Source organism: Yersinia sp. 2553 StPb PI (genome assembly GCF_052217105.1).
Lineage (GTDB): Bacteria > Pseudomonadota > Gammaproteobacteria > Enterobacterales > Enterobacteriaceae > Yersinia > Yersinia enterocolitica_E.
The window spans coordinates 1467435-1493540 of sequence record NZ_JAZGPX010000002.1 but is presented as its reverse complement, the minus strand read 5'-3'; the positions used below and the strand labels follow the sequence as shown (position 1 = coordinate 1493540).

The window sequence follows — 26106 nt, the reverse complement described above, 5'->3', positions numbered from 1 at the left end:
GTCAATAACTCAGAGAATCTACAATAGGCATACCACCAGCCGCCTCAGTTATTACAGTAACGGGCTGAAAAAGTAGAATAATCGTTCAGTAACGCGATGCCAGAGAGGGCGTTTATTCCACAATTCACCATCTAACAGTACCGAGCGGGCAATGTAGTCGTCCTGAACTTGCGCCAAATCTGCACCAAAACCATCATCATCAATGACCAGCGTGATTTCAAAGTTCAACCATAAGCTGCGCATATCCAGATTGACCGTACCAACCAAACTTAGTTGACCGTCGACCAGCACACTTTTGCTGTGCAATAGGCCACCTTCAAACTGATAAACTTTAACGCCCGCTTCCAACAATTCTGAGAAGAATGCCCGGCTAGCCCAACGGACCATCATCGAGTCGTTGTCTCGAGGAACAATAATGCTGACATCAACACCACGTTGTGCTGCGGTACAGATGGCATGCAGCAGGTCATCGCTAGGTACGAAATATGGCGTCGTCATGATTAACTGCTCACGGGCTGCATACACCGCCATTAATAATGCCTGATGAATCATTTCCTCAGGGAATCCAGGGCCAGAGGCAATAACCTGAATGGTATGACCGCTCTCTTCTTCAAACGGCATGATATTAGTATCAGGCGGCGGGGGTAGAATACGTTTGCCGGTTTCAATCTCCCAGTCGCAGGCATATACGATACCTATGGTGGTGGCCACCGGGCCTTCCATCCGTGCCATCATATCGATCCATTGACCTACGCCGGCATCTTGCTTGAAAAACCGAGGATCAACCATATTCATGCTACCGGTGTAAGCAACATAATTATCAATCAACACAATTTTACGGTGTTGACGCAAATCCATTCGGCGCAGAAAGACCCGGAACACATTGACTTTGAGTGCTTCGACCACCTCAATCCCAGCATTGCGCATCATCGCCGGATAGGGGGTGCGAAAGAATTGTTGGCTACCGGCGGAGTCCAGCATCAATCGGCAATGAACACCTCGGCGCGCTGCCGCCATTAACGATTCGGCAACTTGATCAACCAAGCCACCAGGCTGCCAGATATAGAACACCATCTCGATATTGTGACGGGCCAGTTCAATGTCACGTACCAGTGCTTTTAATGTGTCATCGGTGGTGGTCAATAACTGTAATTGATTACCTTTAACGCCGCTGATGCCTTGGCGGCGTTCACATAATTGGAATAATGGGGTAGCGACTTCGCTATTTGAAGTGGCAAAAATGTGTTGGCAGTCTTTCAGTTCACTTAACCAGCGAGCAGTGGATGGCCACATCGCTTTTGCTCGCTCAGCACGGCGCTTGCCGAGATGAAGTTCACCAAATGAGAGATACGCAATTATCCCAACTAACGGCAGAATATAAATAACCAGCAGCCATGCCATAGCCGAAGGAACGGCTCTGCGTTTCATCAGAATACGCAATGTTACCCCGGCAATAAGCAACCAATAGCCAAAAACCGAGAGCCAACTGATTACGGTATAAAATGTTGTCATAAGGGCGGAAGTCCTGTTCACAAACGGTCACTAAAGAGTGTACGCACAGTATTGCAAAGGCGAAACCTTTAATCAGATATATTACTGGATAAAATCTTTTAAGCTAAAGGACTTGCAACGGGTAATTAAATATTTAACGGGATTTTTTTAATCTTCCCACGCTGAGCTAAATAAGCTATTTGGACTAAACCCACGATTTCGCCGTGCAGCGGCTTGGCTCACAAGATGAAAGGTTTATAATAGCCCAGTTCTCAGCTTTGGAAGAATTGTTTCATGAGACGGAGTAAGAATGAGGTGGGCCGTTGGCGTATGCTGCGGCAAAATCAGCGCCGAAGAAATCGCTGGCTTGAAGGTCAATCACGGCGCTATCGCCATATCTATTGTGTCAGGCAGCTCCACGAGCATCAGCATCGTCGGGCGCTATTTTTCACTGTAGCTTATGAATGGTAGTCCGCTGTGGTAGTAATAAAAACAGTCTCTTTATGAGGCTGTTTTTGTTTTAATCATAGTAAACACTGAGCTTTTATTAACTTCCCACCACAAAATATCTCATATTATACTTGCCGGAACTGAGCTGTTGCAGATGAACTTGTCAATAATTTGTTGCTGGCGTTAAATTCTGGAATGATATTTTCTACTTTAAATAGTGTTTTTCTTCGCAGAAAAATCACTCCTATCCTAAATTATCAAAATGCGATAATTCTGATGTTACTACTAATAATAAAAGGTGCAGAATAGTCATTTATAAGTTTATTTCACATCAGAATGACATCGCGCTACCATATATATTAGGTCGCTTCGTTCTAATCATTCAGTTTCAGGGGTGTTACTGTTTGGTTGTTCGAAGCGACCATTCTCCTATGAAATAAATGATTATGAAATAATAACATTGATAATCATCATGATTAAATAATACTTTCTTATCTATCAATGGGTTGATCAGAGTGGTTGCTACTTTTGGGAATCTCTTATATCGTTTTTAGTGATCAATAATAAAAAATTGATCAATTTTATCAATTGATCAATACTGCTGTTCTAATCAAATAAAAGGGTTTTACTGTGGATAGCAGGCTAAACATTGCAGTTGATTGCACTTTTATCTGTGAACCAGTTTACTGGCAGAATGGTAAGTTATTTGCTGTGGAGTTATTGAGTCGGTTCACAACGGCCTCTTTTAAATCGCCTATTTATACTGAGCGCTTCCTTCATCAACTTAATGCTCAAATGAAGGCTAAGCTGCTGTTTGACCAATTATGTGCGGTAAAATCACAGCAGAAATGGTTTATTGACCAACAAATAATACTCTCAATTAATATAGATTTTGATATGGCTCAGACGGTGCTGTATGACGAAGATGTCATATCATTGTTAGCTATGATGCCCTTTATCCGGCTAGAAATAATGGAGAGTTTTCCCAATCTCAGCGATGGGCCGAAGAACACACTATTAAGTAAGCTGGCTGAACGATATTCATTATGGTTGGACGATTTTGGTAGCGGTAATGCTCACCTGGCGGCCGTTGCCAGTGGGTTCTTTGAATGTGTCAAAATTGATAAGCACTTTTACTGGCAATGGGGGGGAAGTGCCACGTTCGATAACCTGCTGACACGACTTCGTGAGCACTGCCAGTGCGTGATAGTTGAGGGGGTAGAAACTCATCAACAGCTTACTCAGTTATCTGATCTCGGGGTGGATGCCATGCAAGGTTATCTATTTAGTTCATTTCCGTTGATTGAGGTGGAGAAGTTGTCGCTCGAATAAAGCTAAATTTTTCCGATAGGACATCAACTTAGGGTACTTTTTGTAGTGGATATCACAGTTATATCTGGCTGATGAGTGGATGATAGAGTCCCTATTTCGGTAAAGGCTATAGTTCATGTCTCAATATAAATTAGCTAAAACAGTATTCTTCGGGGATTTAAAAGTTAGCACCGCACTTTATAAGTACGAGATTTATTGTGAAGAATCTGAGCTGGTATACCATGCTGCTATTTATTCTGAGCAAGTCATTGCTGCTGGCAAACACACTTATCCGGTTTGGGTAAGAAAAGACCATATGATTTTAAAAGCACCGGCGCATATGCTGGATAAAGCAGTTGAGGCATGCGAAGAGCATTGGCTGAAGCACTACAAAGCTTAAGGCGGCGTTAACGTCTTTGTTCTGGCTGGTAGTATAAAATCAAATACGCCTGTATTCAGGCGTATGATCAAGTTGACTATTGTTTACCACCACAGCGCAAAACAATCTGTGTGGTTAATCAAATAACTCTGAGAGGAAACTTTTCTTTTTGTAGTGTTTAGGCTTTGCATATCCGTGATTATCGCGTTCACGTTCTCTGGTGTCAGAGTATGGCGCTGATGTTGATGTCGGTGTACTTTCAGCCGATTTTTCAATGATTTTATCCAGTTCTCCGCGATCCAGCCATACACCACGGCAGTTAGGGCAATAATCGATCTCAATGCTCTTACGTTCAGACATCACCAGTTGGGTATCTTTGCATACTGGACACTGCATAGTCTTCATCTCCGCATTTAACAAAATGACTCAACGTCACGATAGAAAAATCGATATCTGATTAGACAATGATTCTCAGTAATTATAAGTAAAGATAATTAAATACATGTAATCGCCTGACGAGATGGCTACATGCAACCGACTTTGCCTATGGCCGGATAGATGTCAGACATCTGTAGTGATTCAGAATACCCGTTTATAGGGTTTTACAATAACCGACTGATACACACCAGCCGCGCTATAAGGGTCTTGTTCCGCCCAGTATTCAGCCTCTTGTTGCGAGGCAAATTCGGCGATAACAGTCGATCCAGTAAATCCGGCAGCACCGGGGTCTGCGCTATCAATGGCTGGGTTCGGGCCTGCTGTCAGTAGGCGACCTTGATCCTGCAATACTTGCAGGCGGGCCAGATGTGCAGGGCGAACGGATAAGCGCTTATCAAGTGAATCAGGGACATCCGTTGCAAAGATTATATAAAGCATGTTTCACCTTTAAAATTATCATACCCGTCATACCCGTCATACCCGTCATACCCGTCATACCCGTCATACCCGTCATACCCGTCATACTGCAAGCTGCATTGGCTGCCTTCCTGCAACTCGAATTATTTAGGGTATATACCTCAATATGATGATTTGTATTCGTTGCGCCATAACACCATGTTCTATCCATAAATTCAATAAGGTGCAGAAAGGGCGGCATCTAAAATTCTCAGATGAATACACCGGTAGTTAATAATGAAATAAAATGATAACTAAGCGTAACGAGAAAGTATTATTTGGTTGATATTGCCGTTTAAAGCATCATTTAAGGCTGTTGAGGAAGATTGTTTGCGGTTGCTTATTGAATATGATTGCTATTTGCATTTACACTTAGCTGCATTAGAGGACATTGAATTATTATGCAGCTAAATAAATTTTTCCTGGGTCGACGGCTTACATGGCCAATCGTATTTTCAGTTGGTTTACATGGCAGCGTAGTTGCGGCATTACTGTACGTTTCTGTCGAGCAAATGAAGGTACAACCTGAAATAGAGGATGCACCGCTGGCCGTTACGATGGTCAATATAGCGACCTTTGCCGCACCACAACCAGCGGCGGCGGAGCCACAGGCCGAACCGGAACCCGTTGAAGAAACACCGCCAGAGCCTGAGGTGTTGCCAGAACCTGTTCCTGTACCGATTCCTGAACCGGTGAAGCCGAAACCAAAGCCCAAGCCTAAACCGGTGAAAAAAGAAGTTAAAAAGCCGGTAGTGAAAAAGACCGAAGCACCACCGGATGACAAGCCGTTTAAATCTGATGAGCCAGCACTGGTTGCCAATAATGCGCCGGTAAAAGCCGCGCCGAAAGCGTCAGTCCCGGGGGCATCAACCACGGCTGGGCCAAGAGCCTTGAGTAAGGCGAAGCCAACTTATCCGGCAAGGGCACTGGCTTTGGGGGTCGAAGGGCAGGTTAAGGTCCAATACGATATTGACGAAAATGGTCGTGTCACTAATGTGCGCGTTTTGGAAGCGACGCCGCGTAATACCTTTGAGCGTGAGGTGAAGCAAGTGATGCGTAAATGGCGATTTGAAGCGGTTGCGGCTAAAGATTATGTCACCACCATTGTGTTCAAGATCGGCGGCAATATGGAAATGAACTAAGGTTATTATGATATTACTCAGTCTGCTATTGAGTAATCAGCAAATATCATAATAAGAAAAGGGTCGCTGTTATACAGGGCGACCCTTTTTTTGCGTCAGGACAAACTTGGCCAACGGTTATTGCGTTGCGCCAACCTCGAAATTCCCTCTGCCGTTAGGTAGCGCACGGGCTTTACCGGCATCATCCACCGCTACATAGGTAAATACCGCTTCAGTGGCACGATAGCGCTGCCCGATTGGCTCAGAAGAGACCTTTTTCACCCAGACTTCAATATTGATGGTAATTGAGCTACGGCCGGTTTTAATACAGCGGGCATAGCAACAAACCACATCGCCCACAGCGACTGGCTTGAGGAAGGTCATCCCATCCACCCGAACAGTGACAACTCGCCCTTGAGCTATCTCTTTGGCCTGAATGGCTCCGCCAATATCCATTTGTGACATTAACCAACCGCCAAATATATCACCATTAGCATTAGTGTCTGCGGGCATTGCAAGGGTACGAAGTACCAATTCACCATTAGGTAATGATTGCTCACCGCGAGGTGATAATTGTTCCTGAGTCATCTCTGCCTACTTCTAAAAGTAAATCTATTCACCTGGAATGGCTCACTGAAATTTCAATAAGCGCAAATATACCAACGTCATTGAGGCCGCAGGGCGATGCCTGTCTGCAGTCTCAATGACGTTGGGAGCTATTATTTAAGATTATGACTTTTTCTGTTCTTCCGGCATATGCCGGTAAATATAAACGCCACTGATCAATGTGAATATCAGGGTGAGTGCGGTTAAACCAAAGACTTTAAAGTTTACCCAAATATCTTGCGGTAACCAGAACGCGACATAAATGTTCAGCAGGCCACAAGCTAAGAAGAACAGCGCCCATGACATATTCAGTGTTGACCATACCGCATCTGGTAGCGTTAGCTCTTTACCCAGCATGCGCTGAATCAATGGTTTTTTCATAACCCATTGGCTTATTAACAAAGCAACAGCAAACAGTGCATATAACACCGTCACTTTCCATTTAATGAATAAGTCGCTGTGGAATGTGAGCGTCAAGGTCCCGAATACCAGCACCATAACAGCGGTAACTAATGTCATCTTTTCTACTTTACGGTACTTAACCCAAGTAAAAGCTAACGCGAGTAGTGTCGCGACAATCAGTGCCCCTGAGGCGACAAAAATGTCATACATCTTGTAGAAAACGAAAAATACGACCAGCGGGAGAAAATCTAAAAGTTGCTTCATGAATCAATCCATCATTTGTACACAGCCCGACTATACCGGATTCAGTGGTGTGAGGGTACCAGCGGTAAAATACTATTATCCTTAATTATCCGTCGGAATGCGCGCTCTGCCAGTGGAATTTGCAGAAACTTACGATAAACAAGTAACAGATTTTGTCAGCATATTGCCAGTAGTGCGTTAACCCAGCATGATGAGTAATAATTATTGGGTTAGGTGTTGTGGAGTAAATATGCAGAGAAGATCACTTCGGTACTGGATGCCGGGTTTGACCCAATTGATGGCGTATGAACGTGAATGGCTCAAACCCGATGTCAGGGCGGGTCTATCCGTGGCCGCAGTCGCATTACCTATTGCTATTGCTTATGCTGAATTGACGGGGGTTAGTGCCGCTGTTGGTTTGTACTCCTGTATTTTGCCGATGATTGCCTACGCTTTCTTTGGTTCATCGCGACAATTAATCGTCGGACCTGATGCGGCAACTTGTGCGGTGATTGCCGCTGTGGTCGCGCCACTGGCTGCGGGGAGCAGTGAGGTGCATTGGCAGCTCACCATCATGATGACATTGATGATGGGCACATGGTGTCTGGTGGCCAGTCGTTTCAAACTGGGGGCTTTGGCTGATCTATTATCTCGGCCAATATTGACCGGGTTACTTAATGGGGTGGCAATTACCATTATTGTCGATCAGCTCGGTAAGGTTTTTGGTTTTATGACCCGCCCCCCACAACTGATTGAGCGGGTACTGGCATTACCCCATAATTTAATTAATAGCCATTTGCCCACCGTCGCCATTTCACTACTGACTTTTGTGGTGCTGTATGGTGTTAAGTGGTTACGACCAAACTGGCCTGCACCGCTGTTGGCGATCGTCATGGCGACCTTTGTTTCCTGGGCTGCCAATATGCAGCAATTTGGTGTGGCGGTGGTCGGCGGGTTCGATGGTGGCTTGCCAATGGTGCATTGGCCTGATTTCCAACCCGGCCTGCTGCGCGATATGGTTATCCCGGCACTTAACCTGGCCGTGGTCAGTTTTGTTAGCATGATGCTGACCGCGCGTAGTTTTGCCGCCAAAAATGGTTATGAGGTGGATGCCGATGTAGAACTGCGCGCCTTGGGTATTACCAACATTGTTTCAGCGCTATCACAAGGTTTTGCTATCAGTGGGGCCAGTACCCGTACAGCCGTAAATGACGCCAATAATGGCAAAAGCCAGTTGGTTTCTATTATTGCTGCGTTGATGATTGCGATGGTGTTGCTGTTTTTAACCCGACCGTTGCAATTTATCCCGATCGCAGCGCTGGGCGTGGTGCTGATTTATGCTGCCTGGTCACTGCTGGGATTCAGGAGTTTATGGCAATTACGTAAACGTAATACTCAGGCTTTCTATTTAGCGATATTTACTTTTGTCAGCGTAGTATTGGTCGGCGTGATTAGTGGTATTGGATTGGCGGTACTATTGGGGCTATTGCAGTTCCTGCGCACGGTATTCCGCCCAACAGAACAGTTATTAGGGGTTAATGCTGATGGTATGATCCATTCAATGCGTAGCGGCAATGGGATCAAACCTGTACCCGGCGTGATGATTTATCGTTTTAATTCACCTCTGACCTATTTTAACGTGGCGTACTTTAAGCGGCGGATTTTGAATTTGGTTGACAGCACCCCCCATCAGGCAGATTGGGTGGTTATTGATGCGGTTGCCAGTTTTACCTATGCCGATATTAGTGTTCTATCGGCGATTGATGAGCTTAAACGTGACCTGAAGCAACGCAATATTAAGTTGATACTGGCGGGAAGACGTACCGAACTAACACGCTGGTTTAGAGTTAATAAATTGAAAAGTCAGGATAATGACCTAATTCTGGTACCGGATCTCTATCTGGCACTAAAACTGATTCAAAGTAAGCAGCGGGTGGCAGAGAAACAAGAACCAGAGATAGGTGCCGAGCCTGAAGTTAGTGCATAGGTATCAATCATTGATGAACAAAAAGGGCCGTAATGGCCCTTTTTGCTTTTACTTGGCGGGGTACTTACTCCGCTGGAGTGGCAGGGCGCAACAACATATATAAACGGAACAAATACACCAGCAATAATGCAGAAACCAGATTGCTAAGCGCACTTAAAATAATAGTCGCAATCGGTGTTGGCAAAATAGTCAGGTGGCTTACCAGATACAACAGAATCAATTTGGCCGCTATCCACAGCATCATCGCAGGGATGATTAACCGCACATTGGCAAATGCCAATTTAATACTGACTCTTATGGCCGAGAAAACACCTACTTTCTCTGTGGTCACGATGATCGGTGAGAGTGATAACGCGACAGCAATGACCACACCAGGCACGATAAATATTGTTAATCCTAACTGAATCAACAAAGTACCGATAAACATCAGCAGCAGTAAGCGAGGCAAGATCGGTACTGAAATACCAATAGCTTGCAATGCACTGACCCGACGGCCCATCGATACCATAGAAATCAGGGTTAGCATTCCACCGACTAATAACACGTTACCGACTAAGGCAGAAAAGGTCGCCGCCGCAGAGACTTTAAGCAGCACCATCTGCTGCTCCGGTGTCATCTGCGATACTATCTCACTGATACTGACACTTGCTGATGACGCAATATCACTGTCCGCAGCACTTAAAATACCCAGTTGTTCAGCATCAGGGATAAATGCCTGATTCAGCATGACGGTAATGAACGCAGTCAGTAAAGCCAGCAGCAGGATTGCCGGCAGTTGATTACGTAAAAAGTTAAAACTGTCACGGTATAAACTGTTAGCCGTGATAGGCATGAAAGCTCCTTGGGATCGAAAAAATAGCGCTAGCCGATGATTATACCTTGTTATGAGGCGCTGTGGGATCCTGTCATTAATCTAGCAGTGATTTCTTCTAATCTGATTACCTCGACGTTATCAATAGCTAACGGTGGTAACCCATAGTGCGCACGGGCGCGGTCACAGTGCGGATTATGAATTCCGGCATCCCCTGAGCGTTCAAATTCATAACAGGGTGGTGGGCGGTCGCCATAAATTGTACAGGAAACAGTGTGACCGACTTCACCTTGAAGTGCACTGCAACGGGGGGATTTACAGTTAGTACCGGACATACAGCTTATAAAGGGTGTGACTTGTTCGGTCATGGCGTTGGGCACTGTACCGCCTCCCTCTTTGGCTTCAGCCCAATAGAACGACACTCTAAAATAGGCGCAACACGCACCACAGTTCTGACACGGATTAATTTCAGCGTTCATCTTGAATCTACTGCTCCTTACAAAGTAAACAGCCAACCGATCGCGATTTCACACATACAACATCCAAGCATAGCAGCATGACAACAGTTCCATTTTTCATCAATGACTGTCAGCACAATTTGCGGCTAAATGGTTTTTATGATCCAGATCAATTTCAATATTATTAAGGAATTAAATAACCTTACATAAAATAGGATTTATTTAATTTGTTACCAAAGATGTGATCTCGATTGGATCATGAATACTCATTTATGGGTATATTTTGCTCGCGAATATACCTACAAATGGAATGGATAATGAAAAAAGTCACTTTGGCATTGTTAGCTGTAGCAGCTCTGGCTCCCATTGCGGCAAGCGCGCATCAAGCAGGCGATTATATTTTCCGGGCAGGGACAGCAACAGTCAGACCAAATGCCGGGTCTGATGATGTATTAGGTTACGGTTCCTTCAAAGCGGATAACAATACTCAGTTAGGGCTGACCTTCAGCTATCTGATTACTGATAACATCGGTGTAGAATTGCTGGCTGCTACGCCGTTCCGCCATAAAATTGGTCTGGAGGCAACCGGTACCATTGCTGAAGTTAAGCAATTGCCGCCAACCTTAATGGCGCAATACTATTTCCGCGATAAACAAGACAAACTGCGCCCGTATCTGGGTATCGGCCTGAACTACACCACCTTCTTTGATGAGAAATTTAATAACACAGGGCAAGGTGCCGGTTTGACGGATTTAAGTGTTAAAGATTCGTGGGGTATTGCTGGGCAAGCGGGTATGGACTACATGGTCAGTGAAAACTGGATGCTGAATATGTCGGTCTGGTGGATGAATATCGAAACTGACGTGAAATTCAAAGCCGGGGGTGAAGAGCAAAGTATTCATACCCGTCTTGATCCATGGGTGTTTATGTTTGGCGCGGGCTATCGTTTCTAATTACCCTTCGCTCTTGCCGCTGCAGGGGGGTTAGCTGCACTCACTTACCCGAATCTCTGACCTGAGTCAGTTCATCGGGATGCGTTTGCTGGCCGCCTACCTGCAACGGCAATAACTTTGAGGAATCTCTGATGTGATTGCGGGGGCCTACAAAGGAGGCGCGAAGAGCGCCTCCGAACAGGGGATTATTTGATTTGCATTCTATCACTAACAGATTTCACCCCAGGTACGGTACGGGTGATCTGTACTGCACGGTTTGCATCCTGACGCGAACTAACAAAGCCGCTTAACTGGACCCGTCCTTTAAAGGTCTCAACACTGATTTCAGTAGATTTAAGATTCTTCTCACCCAGTAACGCCGATTTTACCTTGGTGGTCACCACAGTATCATCCAGATATCCACCTGTGCCTTCAGATTTAGGTGTTGGTGCACAGGCTGCTACTGCCATTGCCATGATTACTACAATACATAAGGCTGAAAGGGTCTTAAAAAGCTTCATAAATTACTCTCCATGTTTGCCAATAATTTAACAGGACATTACGAAAAAAATAACTTGTTGAAAGCGTTATTAACACATATTGACGTCGTGCTACTGATCACTCATCGCATCCAAAATGTAAAGAAATGCTTAGGGCGTTACATAATTATTGGTTATGAATAGTGTTAATTCAAATTTGCAGCAGATATATAGCATGGCAGGTGAGAAGTTCGAGCGAATATAGCGCCTGATCGGAACCGACAATCAGGCGCTGGTGGTGAGATTAACCGCGAGTTGCCGCTTTCATTTCAGTCACAAAACGCGACAACTGGGCTAACATCTCAGCGGGCTGTGAGACATTATTTTCAATGATTTTTACAATCGCGGAGCCTGAAATCGCACCGGCCGCACCGGCTGCCAGACTGGTCTTCACTTGTGCTGGCTCTGAAATACCAAAACCTTGTAGTGCTGGGGCGGCATTATATTCACGCAGTTTATCAATCAGATGATTCAGCGCAAGCTGACCGTGATTCTCAGCACCGGTGACACCCGCACGTGACAATAGATAGGTGTAACCACGGCCATGAGAAGCTATCTCGCGCAGTAAATCATCGTCCGCATTGGGTGGGCAGATAAAGATAGGCGCAATCCCATGGCGCAGTGCCGCTGCGCGGAACGGGGCTGACTCTTCAAAAGGTACGTCAGCAATGAGCACTGAATCGACACCGACAGCAGCACAACGCTGGTAGAAACTATCAATTCCATTGTGGAATACCAGATTTGCATACATCAGTAGGCCAATGGGAATCGCGGGGTGTTTTTTACGGATTTCCGCCAGCATTTCAAAGCAGATACCGGGTGTCACGCCAGCGGCAAAAGCCCGCAATGCTGCATTTTGAATGGTTGGGCCATCTGCAAGTGGATCAGAGAATGGTATACCCAGCTCCAACGCATCGGCACCTGCGGCAATTAATGTATCAATAATCTCTAAAGATAGAGCCGGTGTTGGATCCCCTAGCTGTACGAAAGGAACAAATGCCCCTTCTTTTTTGGCTGCCAACTGATTGAAAAGTTGCTGATAACGCTCCATTAAATCTCTCCCCGTGCTTTCAGAATATCGTGAACGGTGAAAATGTCTTTATCACCACGCCCGGACAGATTCACTACCAATATCTGTTCTTTTTCCGGCGACGCTTTAATCATTTTTAAGGCATGGGCCAAGGCATGGGAGGATTCCAGTGCTGGAATAATCCCCTCTTTGCATGACAGCGCTTTAAAGGCATCGAGTGCTTCGTCATCGGTAACGGAAACATAATCAGCACGACCAATGCTATTTAAATAAGCATGCTGTGGCCCTACGGATGGGAAGTCTAACCCCGCAGAAATTGAGTAAGATTCTTCGATTTGGCCGTCACTGGTCTGCATCATCGGCGATTTCATACCGAAATAGATGCCTACTTTACCGTGTTTGAGTGGTGCACCGTGCTGGCCGGTTTCAATACCCAGCCCTGCCGGCTCAACACCAATCAGAGCAACACCTGGCTCATCGATAAAATCAGCAAACATACCAATCGCATTCGAGCCGCCACCGACGCATGCCAGCACCACATCCGGCAGACGGCCTTCCCGGGCTAACATCTGCGCTTTGGTTTCTTCGCCAATCATCCGTTGGAATTCACGCACGATAGTCGGATAAGGGTGTGGGCCTGCTGCGGTTCCCAACATATAGTGGGCGGTTTCGTAGCTGCCAGACCAATCGCGCAGTGCTTCATTACAGGCATCTTTCAAGGTGGAAGAACCGCTGTGCACTGGGATCACTTCAGCCCCCATCAGGCGCATACGGAACACGTTGGGTGACTGGCGCTCAATGTCTTTGGCACCCATATAAATACGGCATTTCAAGCCGAGCAGGGCGCAAGCCAGTGCTGACGCTACCCCATGTTGACCTGCGCCGGTTTCCGCAATGATTTCGGTTTTACCCATGCGTTTGGCCAATAAGGCCTGACCCAAAACCTGATTGGTTTTGTGCGCGCCGCCGTGCAGCAGGTCTTCACGTTTCAGGTATAACTTGGTTTTTGTCCCAGCGGTCAAATTCTGACACAGGGTTAGCGCGGTCGGGCGACCAGCATAGTTCTTTAACAGATCCTGAAATGCTGCCTGGAACTCAGGGTCCAGTTGAGCACTGACAAAAGCCTCTTCCAGTTGCTTCAATGCTGGCATCAAAATCTGCGGCACATACATGCCACCGAACTCGCCAAAATAAGGATTAAGTGTGGTCATTTTTCTGTCCTATGGGGTTACTAAAGTGTGTCCATGAATCATGAATAAAGTTAGCCAGCAAAATTATCCATCAGTAAGCGCGTAACGTCTGGAATACAGCGGCGATCAGTTGTGGATCTTTGATGCCGGGGGCACTTTCTACACCGGAATTGAAATCAAGACCGGCACAACCCAGTTGGGCTGCTGCACAACAGTTGTCAGCGCTTAGCCCACCCGCCAGCAGCACATTATCCAGCGGTTGACCGGCCAGTAATGACCAGTCAAAGCGTTGACCGGTGCCACCGTTGCCGTGGTCCAGAACATAACGCTCGACATGCTGTGAGTTGCGTTGCGGTACACTATCGTCAACACGCAACGCCTGCCAAATTTGGCAACTGGCAGGCAGTATCGCCCGCAGTTGATTGATATAGCTCTGATCTTCTTGCCCGTGCAACTGCACTGCCACCAGCGACAGGCGCTCGGCTGTTTGCTGCACAGTTTCAATTTTGGCATCACGGAATACGCCAACATACTTCAATGGTGCGCCGCTAATCACAGTCCGTGCTTTGGCGATATCCACATAACGCGGTGAACTGCCAACAAAGATTAAACCACCATAGACGGCACCTGCTTGATAAGCTGCGGCGGCATCTTGAGCGCGGGTCAGGCCGCAGACTTTATTTTCACCGAGTAACACACGGCGCACCGCAGCATTGAGATCGGGTTCAGACATCAACGCGCTGCCAATCAGGAACCCGTTGGCAAAGTGACTCAGTTCGCGCACCTGTTGGTAATTATTAATACCTGACTCGCTAATAACCGTGACACCTTTTGGCAGCCGTGGGGCCAGTTCGCGGGTGCGATCAAGGCTTATCGACAAGTCACGCAGATCCCGGTTATTAATACCGACCACTTTGGCACCCAATGCTATTGCCCGATCCAGTTCTTCAGCATTACTGGCCTCGGTCAACACCCCCATATTTAGGCTGTGTGCTACGGCGGCCAGTTGGCGATAGCTGTCATCATCGAGCACCGATAGCATCAGTAAAATGGCGTCAGCCTGATAAAAACGCGCCAATTGAATCTGATAGGCGTCGATAATAAAGTCTTTACACAGCACCGGCTGAGTGACGGCAGCACTGACGAGTGGTAAGAAATCAAAGTTGCCCTGGAAGTACTTTTCATCGGTTAATACCGAGATGGCCGATGCATAATTTTTATAAACTGCTGCAATGTCTGCCGGATTAAAGTTCTCGCGGATAACCCCCTTAGAAGGGGATGCCTTCTTACATTCCAGAATAAAAACGGTCTTACTGCCTTGCAGCGCGTGATAAAAGTCGCGCTGGCTCAGGGTAATATCGTTTTGAAAGCTAGCCAGAGGCTGTTGCAATTTCCGAGCGGCAACCCAGATTTCCTTATCGTGCACAATGTGGTGGAGCACGGTTTTATTAAGCCCAGTTTCCTGCATGATTTATCCTCTCGCCGCCAGAGCGGTAACACGATCAAAAGCCTGACCGCTGTGAATCATTTCCAATGCCTGCTGTGCGTTATGGCGCAGGTTTTCCTGACCGTGCAACTTCAGCAATAACGCCACGTTAGCCGCAACGGCTGCGGCGTGTGCCGGTTCACCTTTACCTTGTAACAACCGTGCTAAAATGTCACGGTTTTCTTCCGGTGCGCCGCCTTGTAACGCGCCCAGTGAATAACGGTTCAGACCAAAATCTTCCGGTGCTAATTCATAGCTTTCGATGCTGCCGTTATTCAGCTCAGCAACCTGAGTCGGTGCATGAATCGCCACTTCATCCATTCCCCCACCATGTACCACCGCAGCACGCTGGTAACCCAACACTTGTAGGGTTTGCGCGATGGGTAATACCAACTCAGGGCTGTAAACACCAATCAGCGCCAACGGCGGGCGAGCCGGATTGATTAATGGCCCCAACACATTAAACAGGGTGCGGGTCTTCAACTGCTGGCGAACCGGCATCGCGTGGCGAAAGCCAGTGTGATACTGCGGCGCAAACAGGAAACAAACCCCTAACTCATCCAAGGCTAATCTGGATTGTTCCGCGCTCATGTCCAGGCGAATACCAAATGCGGCCAGCAAGTCTGATGAACCGGAACGGCTGGAAACACTGCGATTGCCATGTTTGGCCACTTTTACGCCACAACTGGCGGCAACAAAGGCGCTGGCGGTAGATATATTGATACTGTTAGTGCCGTCACCCCCGGTACCAACGATATCGGCGAACAGGTAATCCGGGCGCGGGAAGGGCTGTGCATCCGCCAATAAGGCTTGCGCGGCACCCGCTATTTCGGCGGGTGTTTCACCGCGTACTTTCATACTGATTAACGCCGCCGCCAATTGGCTCGCTTCCAGTTCACCTCGCACGATAGAGCTAAACAGGATTTGGCTTTCCGCTTGGGTCAGGGATTTAGCCTGAAACAGTTTTTCCAATAATAATTCTTTTGATAATAATAAGTTTTGCATCTTATAGTCCTTAATTACACCCTACCCAAAGAACATGGTGTTACAGGTGACAGCATGCGAGTAACGAATGTAGCTAACACCGCTACAGCTTCATGTGTGGAGGGCATAATGCCCAGTCCAGCGTCTGCTCAAGCAAACGGGCACCATGGGTGGTTAAAATAGATTCCGGGTGGAATTGGTAGCCACACACCCGATGTGCGTCATGGCGCACCGCCATGACCATCTCACCAAAACGGGCGTTAACGGTTAATTCTGTTGGGATATTGCTGCCCACTAATGAGTGGTAGCGGGCTACTGGCAGCGGATTCGGCATGCCTGCAAACATAGCTTGTCCATCGTGTTCAATGGCCGAGGCTTTGCCGTGCAGTATCTCTCCGGCCTGTCCTACATGGCCGCCATAAGCTTCGACAATGGCCTGGTGGCCAAGGCAAATACCGATAATCGGTAACTGGCCGCGTAGACGTTGCAATAATTCGGGCATACACCCCGCCTGTGCCGGTGTGCCAGGGCCGGGTGAGAGCATCAGCACCGGTTGTTCGAGTTGTTGCAAGCGGGCGATAATGGTATCGGCGGCGATTTGGTTACGGTAAATCACCACCCGATGGCCACTGGAGCGTAATTGGTCCACCAGGTTGTAAGTAAAGGAGTCAATATTATCGAGCAGCAAGATATCAGCCATTAGAAGATCTCCCTGGCATGGTGTGCGCTAGCAATTGCCCGCAGAACCGCACGTGCTTTATTGCGAGTTTCATCGGCTTCGGCCTGTGGAATGGAGTCAATCACCACACCGGCCCCCGCTTGAACCGTGGCGACACCGTCTTCGACATAAGCTGAGCGGATAACAATGCAGGTATCCAAATCGCCGTGTGCGGTAAAGTAACCTACCGCGCCACCGTAACTGCCCCGACGTGCGCCCTCACTGCCAGCAATCAATTGCATAGCGCGGACTTTCGGTGCGCCGCTCAGGGTGCCCATATTCATACAGGCTTGATAAGCATGCAGTACATCCAGATCCTGACGCAGCGTGCCCACTACGCGCGAGACCAAATGCATCACAAAGGAATAGCGGTCAACTTTAGTTAAATCGGCCACATAGCGGCTACCCGGCTCGCAGATGCGGGCTAAATCATTACGGGCTAAATCCACCAGCATCAGATGTTCAGCCAATTCTTTATGGTCAGTGCGCATCTCCAGCTCAATACGGCTGTCTAAATCACGATCCAATTCACCATTGGCACGGCGGCCACGCGGGCGCGTACCGGCAATCGGGTAAATCTCAATCTGGCGGTTGGTGGCGTCATATTTCAGCGCACTTTCCGGTGAAGCACCAAACAGGGAGAATTCGTTATCCTGCATAAAGAACATATACGGGCTGGGATTATGGTCTTTCAATGTTTGGTATGCCGCCAGTGGTGAGGGGCAAGGCAGTGAGAAACGGCGCGAAGGAACAACCTGGAAAATTTCGCCTTCTCGGATTGCTATCTGCAATTGGGCCACCACTGCACCGTACTCTGCGTCTGATTGGTTACACTGTAACGCCATCTCAGGCACTGACTGGGCAGGGATCGGTTGTGGTGCTTGCTGTAGCTGGTGGCTAACTTGTTCTAACCGCTGGGTCAGACGCAAATGTTCGCTAGCGTCGGCGGTAAACAAACTGGCTTGCAACTGCGTCGAGCGATGCTGATGATCCAATATCAACAAGGTTTCGGCTAAATAGAAGCAGAAATCTGGGCAACGTTGGTCCTGGCGCAGCGGGGGTAAATTTTCAAAACCCGCCACCAAATCGTAAGCGAATAGACCACCAATGAATACGGCCTCCCGCTCAGCTTCGGGTGCATCGACCAGTTTTAGTAGCAAACGTAGCGCATCAAAAACCGACAATGACTGTAAACGAGAGTCTTCATCTTGCACTTCGTTAATGATAGGGAAGGTTAATTCACGGCCATTCGGGCGCACTTGAATCTCTACTTGTGGCGGTAACGCAGCATCTAACAGCGGTAATAACGACGCGCCATTGCGACTGAGTGCTTCAATCGTGACTTTCTGCTCAAGGGCGGTAATACGTAAAGCGCTATCAATAATCAGCAGGCTTTTTAAGTTCTGTTTACTGGTCACTTCTGCGGATTCAAGCAGCAGAGTGGCTGGTCGTGCGCCGCAGAGCTGGTGAAACAGCGCGGTTGGGTCATCGCGGTAACACGCCGGGGTGCTCAGTAACTGTAATGTGGGGCGCGAAGTTTGCATCATTTATCTTTCCTGAAAAGTGATTACGCCGAAATCTAACCATAAAAAAGCCCGCTATTAGCGGGCTGAAGCAATCTGCATTGTCTGGTGACTGATATGCGTGATTACATCGCCCGAGAGAGGGAGATGTGCCACCAACGCAGTAAGGAAATCAGGGAAGTTTTCATTATCAGTCACTACTCTCTATGATTGCATTCAGTTTATTCCCCTTGCCCTTGACGCCGTAGGGGGTTAGCTACGTTCACTTGCTGTTTACTCAGACGTTTAAGTGCCCTGTGAACTTGTGTACTAGTTAACTGGTTCATGAGGTAAATGTCAACCCTTGATTGATTGTTTTCTAACAAAGTCTGTGCGGTTATCTATTTCACTTTAATTTCGATACGGTGGCAGAGCACGACTAAGTTTGATTAACGTTAGTGTGTTATTAACAGGTATGATAGCCCGCCACGCTTTTTCGGATTTTTGTTTTGGTTAATAAGACCATTTTGATAAATAAACCTGTTTTGACTGATAACACCACCTTATCTGATAGGGCTGATGCCACCATATCAACGGCCTTTACACTTTATGATTTGCATAGCCATACCACTGCGTCGGACGGCTTGTTAACCCCTTCGGCACTGGTAATAAGAGCAGCGCAGATGCGGGTAGGTGTTTTGGCTATTACCGATCACGATACCACCGCAGGGTTGGCTGAAGCCGCCGCCACCATTGCCCAGCAACAATTGGCACTACGGCTTATCCCTGGGGTGGAAATTTCTACATTATGGGAAAACCACGAGATCCATATTGTGGGATTAGGTATTGATACCCAGCATGCCAGTATTGGCAAATTATTGAGTGAGCAGTCCAACTATCGCTATATTCGGGCGCAGGAAATAAGCGCGCGACTGGAAAAAGCGCGTATTCCCGGTGCCTGGGACGGAGCTAACCGCTTGGCGGGGGGCGGACAGGTAACCCGTGGGCATTTTGCCCGCTATCTGGTGGAGTTGGGGTTGGCGAGTAACGTTGGGCAGGTTTTTAAAAAGTATTTAGCCAAAGGCAAGACCGGTTATGTCCCCGCACAATGGTGTACAATAGAACAAGCTATTGAAGCAATTAAGCAATCTGGTGGGCAAGCGGTACTGGCGCATCCGGGTCGTTACGATTTAACCGCCAAATGGTTGAAACGTTTATTAGCCCATTTTGCCGAGCATGGCGGTGATGCCATGGAAGTTGCCCAGTGCCAACAAGCCCCCCATGAACGAGCGCAGCTTGCACAGTATGCGCGCGACTATAATTTACTGGCATCCCAGGGATCTGATTTCCATCAGCCTTGCGCCTGGATTGAATTGGGCCGCAAATTGTGGCTGCCCGCAGGGGTGGAACCAGTATGGCGTGATTGGCCTGTAGAGCCAGCTAACGCGAACGTTGAATGATGAGGTAGTGTCATGAGTCAATTTTTTTATATACACCCGGAAAACCCTCAGCCGCGACTGATCAACCAAAGTGTTGATGTGTTACGCAAGGGCGGGGTGGTGGTTTATCCGACAGATTCTGGTTATGCCCTTGGCTGCCGTTTAGAAGATAAAGCGGCAATGGAACGTATTTGCCGTATCCGTCAATTAGATGGTAATCATAACTTCACACTGGTGTGCCGTGATTTGTCGGAGTTATCGACTTATGCATATGTTGATAATTCAGCGTTTCGACTTATCAAAAATAATACCCCGGGTAATTACACCTTTATATTGAAGGCGACGAAAGAAGTTCCTCGGCGTTTGATGAATGACAAACGTAAAACTATTGGTTTACGTGTGCCTTCTAACCCTATTGCGCTGGCGTTGCTGGATGTATTAGGCGAGCCTTTGATGTCGACGACATTGATGCTACCGGGTAATGACTTTGCTGAATCCGACCCGGAAGAGATCAAAGACCATCTCGGTAAGCAAGTGGATTTAATCATCCATGGCGGTTCATTAGGGCAGCAACCCACTACAGTTATTGATCTGACTGATTCCTCTCCTGAAGTTATTCGTGAAGGAGCGGGTGACGCCACGCCGTTCCGCTAAATATCTTTAATATCTGGGGTGTTGGATACGGCATAACCGAAAGGTACCGGTATCCAACCCAGATGACATGCTCAATCACGGGTGTTAGAAGGCATATTTCACACTAAGCCCGCCAGCTACACCTTCGCGTTTTCCGCTGTAACCTGACAGTTTCAGGTCCATAGACAGATTCTTTTCTTTAGTCGGTGTGATACGAATGCCCACTTCACCAATGCCCGTGCTCCCTTTAATGCCCGCAGAATCGATATTATCCCCATCGATAGTCCCCTTGGCTTTACCATCAAACTCATATTCATAGGCAACCCCGCCGATAACATCCAGTTTAGGTGTGGCATGATAGGTAACAGTAACGCCGGTATTCACACGCTGTGAGTTCAACGCCGAAAACGTCAGCTTCTCACCCTGGGAATTGGTGACACTGTCACTGCCCACTCGAGTCGACAGGATACTGGCATGGGTGTCTAGTTTCACCGCCGGCGTCATGGCATAGCGATAGCCGGTTTTCAGCTGCCCGCTGACATAAGGTGACGCGCTGTCATAATGGCTCGCAACCCCGCCATTCACACCGAAATCAGCAGAAGAAAAGTCGCTAGATACCCGCCCTGCACGCAGAGAACTGTTGAGGTAAATAGCGTCAGTGAATGCATAGTTGGCAATAATACCTGCACCTTTATAGTCGACATTTCCGTTACTTTTTACACTGGCCAATCCGCTAAAATCATTATAGGCGTCATAGCTACCCCAGCCGGCTTCAAACAGGCCACCGAGGGTGAGTTGCCCCAGATTCTTGGTGATACCTGTGGTCAAAGCGAAGCTATCCATATCAATGTGGGAACCGGTGTTGTAACGGCTCTTGCTGCCGGAGGTAAGACCAAACAGTGCCACCCCATTATCATCACGGTAAAGTTGTGCTGTATCCAACCCGGCAAGCAGGTCGCTGCCTTGATTGATTAAAAACATGCCTGGCAGACGGCCTTCCAAATAGGCTTTAGTCTGTGGGTTTGCGTCAAAACCGGTGGTCGGGCCGTTTTCCCGGCTTAATTGGGTTACGCTATCTAACGACGCTTTTACTGCATCATTTTCCCGATACACTCTGATATCCGCCAGTTTTGCCGTACCAATTGTGACTTTTTGCGTGTTATTTAACGTCGGCTCACCCCCGGTGACATTTGAGATAAGCGTAATAGCATCACCCTTGACCAGGTTGCTGTCCTTACTGATACCGGTCACTGCAATAGCCGCATTGTCGATATTAGCCGCGTTAGTCAGTGCAATCAAAACATCATTATTTTTAATATTGTTGTTCAGATAGAAATTATAAAAGGCAAAATTACCGATCTTATTCAGAGTGATAGGGTTGGCGGAAAAATTAAAAGTATTGCCGGTGAAAGCATCACCATATGAGGTTGCGATACCGTCGAACATATCCGCATATCCCCCCCATATTTCACTACTATTAGCGTTAAATACCGGAGCGCCTGACAGCGTAATGGTGTTATTGATTGCAGTGGCATTCTCGGGGGTTGGTGCGCCACCAAAGCTTGAGGCATAACCGCCATAAATAAGGCCACTGAATACACCGCCATTCAGCGTAAGAGTGTTGGCATTACTTTTCACACTGATACTGCTACTTTCTCCTGGGGTTATTTGGTCAATCATGGTGATAGCTTCTGCGTAGCCACCATAAATAGAACCAATAAAGGAACCATCATTAATAACAATTGTATTGCCACTGCTTGAGGCGCTGGCGTTCGCCTGAGTTTTATCTACGCTGTTAGCGCCATAGGCAAAAGCAAACACATTGGTATAGGCATATCCACCATGCACAGGGCCACTAAACGAACCGCCATTAATCGTAATGTTATTGGTATCACTGGTGGCGCGCGCATCAGCCAAACTTCTGGCGATGCTGCCAGTACCGTAGGCGTTTGCCAAAGCATTGCCATTGCTAACAGAATAACCGCCGTAAATATCACCCTTGAACACACCATTGTTAATAATGATCGTATTCATATTACTGCTGGCGTTTGCATAGGCATCACTTTCGGCAATGTGACTTATCGCCATAGCGCTTACCATGGCATCGCTATTGGCATCGGCACTGGCATAACCGCCATAAATATCGCCGTTAAATAAACCATTATTGACGACAACCGTATTATTATTACTTGCCCCATTAGCATCAGCACGGCTCATAACCGCATCAGTATTACTTACGTTAGACGTTGATGCGACAGCATCAGCAGACCCGCCAAGAATAGATTGCAATGTGGCGGATGCGGGCGTATCGACAGTAACAGTATACCCGGAGGCATCGGTGCTCTCTGAACCCTGCGCCAATACGCCGATAATATCAGTACTTGAGGCTGTAGTGACCGTGCAGGCACTATCAGCCGATGTTCTGGCGGGGTCGTTACACTCAATAGCATAAGCACTGGAGGCCGCACCAGTCATTAACGTTGCCATCAGGCAGCGGGTAATAATATTTAATTTTTGGATTGTAATAGGTTTCATATAGATGAATACATCCTGGTGATAATAATGATTACAAGAAAGATAAAATCGAAATAAGAAAACGGAATAGAAATAAGAAGTGAGAAATTGAGAAAAGAAAGGCTTGGTTTTTAATCGGGTTTAAACTCGCCTTATCGAGTTAGAATTAGCACTGCAGATGGCAGTTGATGGAGTACATCTTAAATTGATTTAGATCACAAAATAATTAGACAGGCATCCAATCGGTGTAGGATTATTCTTGTATTGCACGATTTTTATCCATTTTGGACATGGCACTGTGGATCTCTGGGTAAGTGAAAAGGGTGGTCAGACACTTTTTGAATCCTTGAGTGTGAAATTAGTGTAATATGTCGGGTCACGAACCAGTGTGTGAGGCCGCCTGCACCCTTTTTAGTGCGCCATGCTGTGTTCTAAAATGTATTACATTCAGTGAGTTTCGCTTGATTGCGAGCTTAACTTGTTGATTACAATATATAATTCGACGCCTGTGAAGGCGATCAAGATAAATTTTTATTGTATTAAAAACAATTGGTTACAGAAGCCCTGATTCAGTGTGTTACCTCCGGTATGACAGCACTTATAATCATCCACTTTGCCATTTTTTAGTACACAAAAAGATTAACCCCCCTCCATTTTGGCCTCTTTTAAAAGGGGCTACTCTCCTTACTTTCTTGCCTTAAAAATATCGTCTTGGTGTCCTACCTTCTAAGCAAAGCCTTATCAGTCAAATTATCAGCATTTATGATTTTGAAATATCGTGACCTGTTTACAGCGCGTAGAAAGCCCGTACAGAAGAGTTGGTGTATGGCTGTGGGTATGTATGACTAAGCCCCGTAAGGGGCCTTAATACAAGGGTTATCAAGGCGCTAGCATGGTGTGATTAGATGATGAAGGAAGTGTAAGTACTATCAACTGTTTGTTGGTCTAATCCAATGTAACGCATAGTGATAGCTGGGCTGCTGTGGTTAAGCACCTTAGCGATGGTTTCGATATTTATTCCCGAGTTGAACATTACCCATCCTCTCGTTTTCCTCATGCTGTGAGTGCCTAAAGCAATACCTATAATCTCACCTATCTCTTTGAACTTTCTAGAGACGTTCTCCCTGCTTATAGGCTTCCCTTTGGCTCTATTAGTAGACACTTCAAATAGGTATACATGAGTAGGGTTGGCAGCTTTGCGACGCTTTACGATGGCTTTAGCCTTGTCGTTTAACACGATGTGACGAGGCTTGCTGGTCTTCCCTTCAATGATAACCAATCTATCTCCTTGTACGTCTGCATAAGTCAGAAATAGCAGGTCAGATATGCGTAAGGCTACCTGTAGGCCAAAGTTCCAGATATCGGCATAGGTTTGATTACCATGCTTTAGGAGTAGTTCGCCTACCTGTTCACATTGTTCGCTGGTTTTTACTGCATCAACGAGGTTCATCTAGCCACTTCCTTTTGTTTACTGGGTTTTCTAAGTCACAGAATATTTAGTATGAAGTCAGTTTAATCTAAATGATGGGATAGTCAATGATTACGTATGTTTTCTATATCACAGAATACTAATGTGTGACTTAGACATAACATCTAAACACCTCTTTGTTATGTGTTATAAGTGAGAATGCATATCAACAACAGACAATAATAAAATTTTTATTTGTAATTCATTTTTGCATGGTTTTGAGGGGTTAAGAGGGATATTCGCTTAGTTAGTTTATTTCTACAGTATTATGCAGGTCAGATAGTGCAGGGCTTACAGAGGTATACAGCCTTATACGAACTGTGTAATCACTGCCTAACCAGGCAAATCATTACATCATCATTACCGGTTATTTAAGGCTATATAAACCCTAGATTAACTGTTGTTTTTGATCAGTATAAACAATCAAATAAGACAGTGCGATATTTACATATTATAGAGCCTATAAAGGCAAAGATTAGATTATAAAATAATAAAACGACATACTTATAGTACTTATCGGTGTGTCGTTACTCACTCCTTAAACATCCCATTCTTACACCGATAAAACGATCTACTATAGACTCTTACAGAGTCAGGAATAAAACGCACTACTATAAGAGTAATGGCTGAAAGAGTGATACTCACTCGGTTAGAGTGTTCACAGCCATAACAGATAAATGTGTTCCAGTAACGCTGTACCAGCTATACACCCAATCTAACTGGAAAGGGATAATCTAATAGGCTTTTAGAAGAACGTTTTTAATAATAAGAAGAAAGAACAATAATCTTAAGCCTATGTACTAACAAACCTAAACCATGCAAGATTTTAATAAAATACATATATGTGCAACCTACGGTTAGCTAAAAAGCTTGCACAGTGAATAGAAGAGACACGAGACCAAGAACATTGCATGTGTAATGATAAAGATATTACATATGTGATGGTTTGGTTATCGAGTGTTACCTTATCATTAAAAGAGTAAGGGACATGGGTTATCGTGTTCATTAATCATTTAATTATACGGTTACAGTTAGTAGGGTGTTCGGTGTGAGCGTAGCGAAAGAAGACCCTATATAGTAGATCGTTTTATAACATGAGTCTGAGGTTAGCATGAGAAGCGATAAGCTTAGAGTGATTAACTCAGTAAACGAATGTTAGAAGGAATCGATAGTCAGAGTGTCAGAAAGACAGTCGGGATGTCGATTTATTCTTATCTCTTATAGTAGATCGTTTTATAACATGAGTCTGAGGTTAGCATGAGAAGCGATAAGCTTAGAGTGATTAACTCAGTAAACGAATGTTAGAAGGAATCGATAGTCAGAGTGTCAGAAAGACAGTCGGGATGTCGATTTATTCTTATCTCTTATAGTAGATCGTTTTATTAAATGACAGAGAGACAGGCTACAACCTTATAGATAACCTTACAGACAGTCTTACAGATGGTTTATCTAATATGCAAGGATAGAGGCACGAGTCTCGTGTGATTTTGCAAGCTGTGAGCCGTTTAAATCAATAAT

General features: G+C 46.3%; 25 protein-coding genes and 1 other annotated feature. Of the genes, 8 read left to right on the top strand and 17 right to left on the bottom strand.

Annotated features, from left to right (window positions below; all coding sequences use genetic code 11):
• Positions 1–51: 51 nt before the first annotated feature.
• Positions 52–1512 carry a cardiolipin synthase gene (cls, locus tag V2A84_RS08125; RefSeq protein WP_083158940.1) on the bottom strand — a complete coding sequence of 487 codons (1461 nt, stop codon included), beginning with the start codon at positions 1510–1512 and terminating at the stop codon, positions 52–54.
• 273 nt (positions 1513–1785) lie between these two features.
• On the opposite strand from cls, the gene V2A84_RS08120 reads away from it, so the two are divergent.
• The 3 genes from V2A84_RS08120 (at position 1786) to V2A84_RS08110 (ending at position 3652) form a co-directional block, all read left to right on the top strand.
• Positions 1786–1962, top strand: a complete 177-nt coding sequence (locus V2A84_RS08120; RefSeq protein ID WP_442848697.1) for a YciY family protein — start codon at positions 1786–1788, stop codon at positions 1960–1962.
• A gap of 609 nt (positions 1963–2571) precedes the next feature.
• Positions 2572–3273, top strand: coding sequence for an EAL domain-containing protein (locus V2A84_RS08115; RefSeq protein WP_083158939.1), 702 nt, complete (start codon positions 2572–2574; stop codon positions 3271–3273).
• Positions 3274–3388: 115 nt separating this feature from the next.
• Positions 3389–3652: a hypothetical protein gene (locus tag V2A84_RS08110; RefSeq protein ID WP_083158938.1), complete on the top strand. Its 264-nt coding sequence runs from the start codon at positions 3389–3391 to the stop codon at positions 3650–3652.
• A 114-nt stretch (positions 3653–3766) separates the two neighbouring features.
• Here the strand turns inward: V2A84_RS08110 and V2A84_RS08105 are convergent, their stop codons facing one another.
• Both V2A84_RS08105 and V2A84_RS08100 read right to left on the bottom strand, forming a co-directional pair.
• Positions 3767–4027 (bottom strand): TFIIB-type zinc ribbon-containing protein, encoded by a 261-nt coding sequence (locus tag V2A84_RS08105; RefSeq protein WP_083158937.1) that lies wholly within the window; start codon positions 4025–4027, stop codon positions 3767–3769.
• A gap of 183 nt (positions 4028–4210) precedes the next feature.
• The gene (locus V2A84_RS08100) at positions 4211–4507 is read right to left on the bottom strand and encodes a YciI family protein (RefSeq protein WP_372569142.1); all 297 of its coding nucleotides are present in this window, start codon (positions 4505–4507) and stop codon (positions 4211–4213) included.
• Positions 4508–4926: 419 nt separating this feature from the next.
• Between V2A84_RS08100 and tonB the strand changes: the two genes are divergently transcribed.
• The gene (gene tonB, locus V2A84_RS08095) at positions 4927–5667 is read left to right on the top strand and encodes a TonB system transport protein TonB (protein ID WP_372569143.1); all 741 of its coding nucleotides are present in this window, start codon (positions 4927–4929) and stop codon (positions 5665–5667) included.
• 117 nt (positions 5668–5784) lie between these two features.
• Here the strand turns inward: tonB and yciA are convergent, their stop codons facing one another.
• The gene (gene yciA, locus V2A84_RS08090) at positions 5785–6234 is read right to left on the bottom strand and encodes an acyl-CoA thioester hydrolase YciA (RefSeq protein WP_050110472.1); all 450 of its coding nucleotides are present in this window, start codon (positions 6232–6234) and stop codon (positions 5785–5787) included.
• Between the two features lie 141 nt (positions 6235–6375).
• Positions 6376–6918 (bottom strand): septation protein A, encoded by a 543-nt coding sequence (locus tag V2A84_RS08085; RefSeq protein ID WP_083158934.1) that lies wholly within the window; start codon positions 6916–6918, stop codon positions 6376–6378.
• 229 nt (positions 6919–7147) lie between these two features.
• Between V2A84_RS08085 and V2A84_RS08080 the strand changes: the two genes are divergently transcribed.
• Positions 7148–8884, top strand: coding sequence for a SulP family inorganic anion transporter (locus V2A84_RS08080; protein ID WP_083158933.1), 1737 nt, complete (start codon positions 7148–7150; stop codon positions 8882–8884).
• A 64-nt stretch (positions 8885–8948) separates the two neighbouring features.
• On the opposite strand, the gene V2A84_RS08075 is transcribed toward V2A84_RS08080, so the two are convergent.
• Together V2A84_RS08075 and V2A84_RS08070 are read right to left on the bottom strand one after the other, a co-directional pair.
• Positions 8949–9716 carry a YciC family protein gene (locus tag V2A84_RS08075; RefSeq protein WP_083158932.1) on the bottom strand — a complete coding sequence of 256 codons (768 nt, stop codon included), beginning with the start codon at positions 9714–9716 and terminating at the stop codon, positions 8949–8951.
• A 50-nt stretch (positions 9717–9766) separates the two neighbouring features.
• The gene (locus tag V2A84_RS08070) at positions 9767–10174 is read right to left on the bottom strand and encodes a YkgJ family cysteine cluster protein (protein ID WP_193784665.1); all 408 of its coding nucleotides are present in this window, start codon (positions 10172–10174) and stop codon (positions 9767–9769) included.
• Between the two features lie 296 nt (positions 10175–10470).
• On the opposite strand from V2A84_RS08070, the gene ompW reads away from it, so the two are divergent.
• Positions 10471–11106 (top strand): outer membrane protein OmpW, encoded by a 636-nt coding sequence (gene ompW / locus V2A84_RS08065; protein ID WP_083158930.1) that lies wholly within the window; start codon positions 10471–10473, stop codon positions 11104–11106.
• A 185-nt stretch (positions 11107–11291) separates the two neighbouring features.
• Here ompW and V2A84_RS08060 read toward each other — a convergent pair whose 3' ends face one another.
• From V2A84_RS08060 to trpL, 8 genes are all read right to left on the bottom strand, one after another.
• Positions 11292–11606, bottom strand: a complete 315-nt coding sequence (locus V2A84_RS08060; protein ID WP_083158929.1) for a BON domain-containing protein — start codon at positions 11604–11606, stop codon at positions 11292–11294.
• A gap of 262 nt (positions 11607–11868) precedes the next feature.
• Positions 11869–12675: a tryptophan synthase subunit alpha gene (trpA, locus tag V2A84_RS08055; RefSeq protein WP_083158928.1), complete on the bottom strand. Its 807-nt coding sequence runs from the start codon at positions 12673–12675 to the stop codon at positions 11869–11871.
• Positions 12675–13865, bottom strand: a complete 1191-nt coding sequence (trpB, locus tag V2A84_RS08050; RefSeq protein WP_083158927.1) for a tryptophan synthase subunit beta — start codon at positions 13863–13865, stop codon at positions 12675–12677. The genes trpA and trpB overlap by 1 nt, the downstream gene beginning before the upstream one ends.
• A gap of 70 nt (positions 13866–13935) precedes the next feature.
• Entirely contained in the window at positions 13936–15312 is a 1377-nt protein-coding gene (gene trpCF / locus V2A84_RS08045) for a bifunctional indole-3-glycerol-phosphate synthase TrpC/phosphoribosylanthranilate isomerase TrpF (RefSeq protein WP_083158926.1), read from the bottom strand.
• Between the two features lie 3 nt (positions 15313–15315).
• Positions 15316–16335, bottom strand: coding sequence for an anthranilate phosphoribosyltransferase (gene trpD / locus V2A84_RS08040; RefSeq protein ID WP_050073272.1), 1020 nt, complete (start codon positions 16333–16335; stop codon positions 15316–15318).
• Between the two features lie 82 nt (positions 16336–16417).
• On the bottom strand, positions 16418–17014 hold the full coding sequence (locus tag V2A84_RS08035; RefSeq protein WP_083158925.1) for a glutamine amidotransferase-related protein: 597 nt from the start codon (positions 17012–17014) through the stop codon (positions 16418–16420).
• Positions 17014–18576 carry an anthranilate synthase component 1 gene (locus tag V2A84_RS08030; protein WP_083158924.1) on the bottom strand — a complete coding sequence of 521 codons (1563 nt, stop codon included), beginning with the start codon at positions 18574–18576 and terminating at the stop codon, positions 17014–17016. Before V2A84_RS08030 ends, V2A84_RS08035 begins: the two co-directional genes overlap by 1 nt.
• A 41-nt stretch (positions 18577–18617) precedes the next feature.
• Positions 18618–18719 (bottom strand) — a sequence feature (Trp leader region).
• Positions 18681–18743 (bottom strand): trp operon leader peptide, encoded by a 63-nt coding sequence (gene trpL, locus V2A84_RS08025; protein WP_002227930.1) that lies wholly within the window; start codon positions 18741–18743, stop codon positions 18681–18683. Its footprint overlaps the feature before it by 39 nt.
• Before the next feature lie 300 nt (positions 18744–19043).
• On the opposite strand from trpL, the gene rnm reads away from it, so the two are divergent.
• A complete protein-coding gene (gene rnm, locus V2A84_RS08020; protein WP_442820910.1) occupies positions 19044–19994 on the top strand; it encodes an RNase RNM in 951 nt (316 codons plus the stop codon).
• A 12-nt stretch (positions 19995–20006) separates the two neighbouring features.
• Entirely contained in the window at positions 20007–20627 is a 621-nt protein-coding gene (locus tag V2A84_RS08015; protein WP_005191561.1) for an L-threonylcarbamoyladenylate synthase, read from the top strand.
• Positions 20628–20711: 84 nt separating this feature from the next.
• Here V2A84_RS08015 and V2A84_RS08010 read toward each other — a convergent pair whose 3' ends face one another.
• On the bottom strand, positions 20712–23141 hold the full coding sequence (locus tag V2A84_RS08010; protein WP_102970414.1) for an autotransporter domain-containing protein: 2430 nt from the start codon (positions 23139–23141) through the stop codon (positions 20712–20714).
• An 880-nt stretch (positions 23142–24021) separates the two neighbouring features.
• The gene (locus tag V2A84_RS08005; protein WP_442848696.1) at positions 24022–24570 is read right to left on the bottom strand and encodes a tyrosine-type recombinase/integrase; all 549 of its coding nucleotides are present in this window, start codon (positions 24568–24570) and stop codon (positions 24022–24024) included.
• Positions 24571–26106 lie beyond the last annotated feature (1536 nt).

What these genes read in the sequence shown, in the direction of transcription:
- cls (WP_083158940.1), bottom strand. Translation starts at nt 1,512, where the DNA reads ATGACAACATTTTATACCGTAATCAGTTGGCTCTCGGTTTTTGGCTAT.
- V2A84_RS08120 (WP_442848697.1), top strand. Translation starts at nt 1,786, where the DNA reads ATGAGACGGAGTAAGAATGAGGTGGGCCGTTGGCGTATGCTGCGGCAA.
- V2A84_RS08110 (WP_083158938.1), top strand. Translation starts at nt 3,389, where the DNA reads ATGTCTCAATATAAATTAGCTAAAACAGTATTCTTCGGGGATTTAAAA.
- V2A84_RS08105 (WP_083158937.1), bottom strand. Translation starts at nt 4,027, where the DNA reads ATGCAGTGTCCAGTATGCAAAGATACCCAACTGGTGATGTCTGAACGT.
- V2A84_RS08100 (WP_372569142.1), bottom strand. Translation starts at nt 4,507, where the DNA reads ATGCTTTATATAATCTTTGCAACGGATGTCCCTGATTCACTTGATAAG.
- tonB (WP_372569143.1), top strand. Translation starts at nt 4,927, where the DNA reads ATGCAGCTAAATAAATTTTTCCTGGGTCGACGGCTTACATGGCCAATC.
- yciA (WP_050110472.1), bottom strand. Translation starts at nt 6,234, where the DNA reads ATGACTCAGGAACAATTATCACCTCGCGGTGAGCAATCATTACCTAAT.
- V2A84_RS08085 (WP_083158934.1), bottom strand. Translation starts at nt 6,918, where the DNA reads ATGAAGCAACTTTTAGATTTTCTCCCGCTGGTCGTATTTTTCGTTTTC.
- V2A84_RS08080 (WP_083158933.1), top strand. Translation starts at nt 7,148, where the DNA reads ATGCAGAGAAGATCACTTCGGTACTGGATGCCGGGTTTGACCCAATTG.
- V2A84_RS08075 (WP_083158932.1), bottom strand. Translation starts at nt 9,716, where the DNA reads ATGCCTATCACGGCTAACAGTTTATACCGTGACAGTTTTAACTTTTTA.
- V2A84_RS08070 (WP_193784665.1), bottom strand. Translation starts at nt 10,174, where the DNA reads ATGAACGCTGAAATTAATCCGTGTCAGAACTGTGGTGCGTGTTGCGCC.
- ompW (WP_083158930.1), top strand. Translation starts at nt 10,471, where the DNA reads ATGAAAAAAGTCACTTTGGCATTGTTAGCTGTAGCAGCTCTGGCTCCC.
- V2A84_RS08060 (WP_083158929.1), bottom strand. Translation starts at nt 11,606, where the DNA reads ATGAAGCTTTTTAAGACCCTTTCAGCCTTATGTATTGTAGTAATCATG.
- trpA (WP_083158928.1), bottom strand. Translation starts at nt 12,675, where the DNA reads ATGGAGCGTTATCAGCAACTTTTCAATCAGTTGGCAGCCAAAAAAGAA.
- trpB (WP_083158927.1), bottom strand. Translation starts at nt 13,865, where the DNA reads ATGACCACACTTAATCCTTATTTTGGCGAGTTCGGTGGCATGTATGTG.
- trpCF (WP_083158926.1), bottom strand. Translation starts at nt 15,312, where the DNA reads ATGCAGGAAACTGGGCTTAATAAAACCGTGCTCCACCACATTGTGCAC.
- trpD (WP_050073272.1), bottom strand. Translation starts at nt 16,335, where the DNA reads ATGCAAAACTTATTATTATCAAAAGAATTATTATTGGAAAAACTGTTT.
- V2A84_RS08035 (WP_083158925.1), bottom strand. Translation starts at nt 17,014, where the DNA reads ATGGCTGATATCTTGCTGCTCGATAATATTGACTCCTTTACTTACAAC.
- V2A84_RS08030 (WP_083158924.1), bottom strand. Translation starts at nt 18,576, where the DNA reads ATGCAAACTTCGCGCCCCACATTACAGTTACTGAGCACCCCGGCGTGT.
- V2A84_RS08015 (WP_005191561.1), top strand. Translation starts at nt 20,007, where the DNA reads ATGAGTCAATTTTTTTATATACACCCGGAAAACCCTCAGCCGCGACTG.
- V2A84_RS08010 (WP_102970414.1), bottom strand. Translation starts at nt 23,141, where the DNA reads ATGAAACCTATTACAATCCAAAAATTAAATATTATTACCCGCTGCCTG.
- V2A84_RS08005 (WP_442848696.1), bottom strand. Translation starts at nt 24,570, where the DNA reads ATGAACCTCGTTGATGCAGTAAAAACCAGCGAACAATGTGAACAGGTA.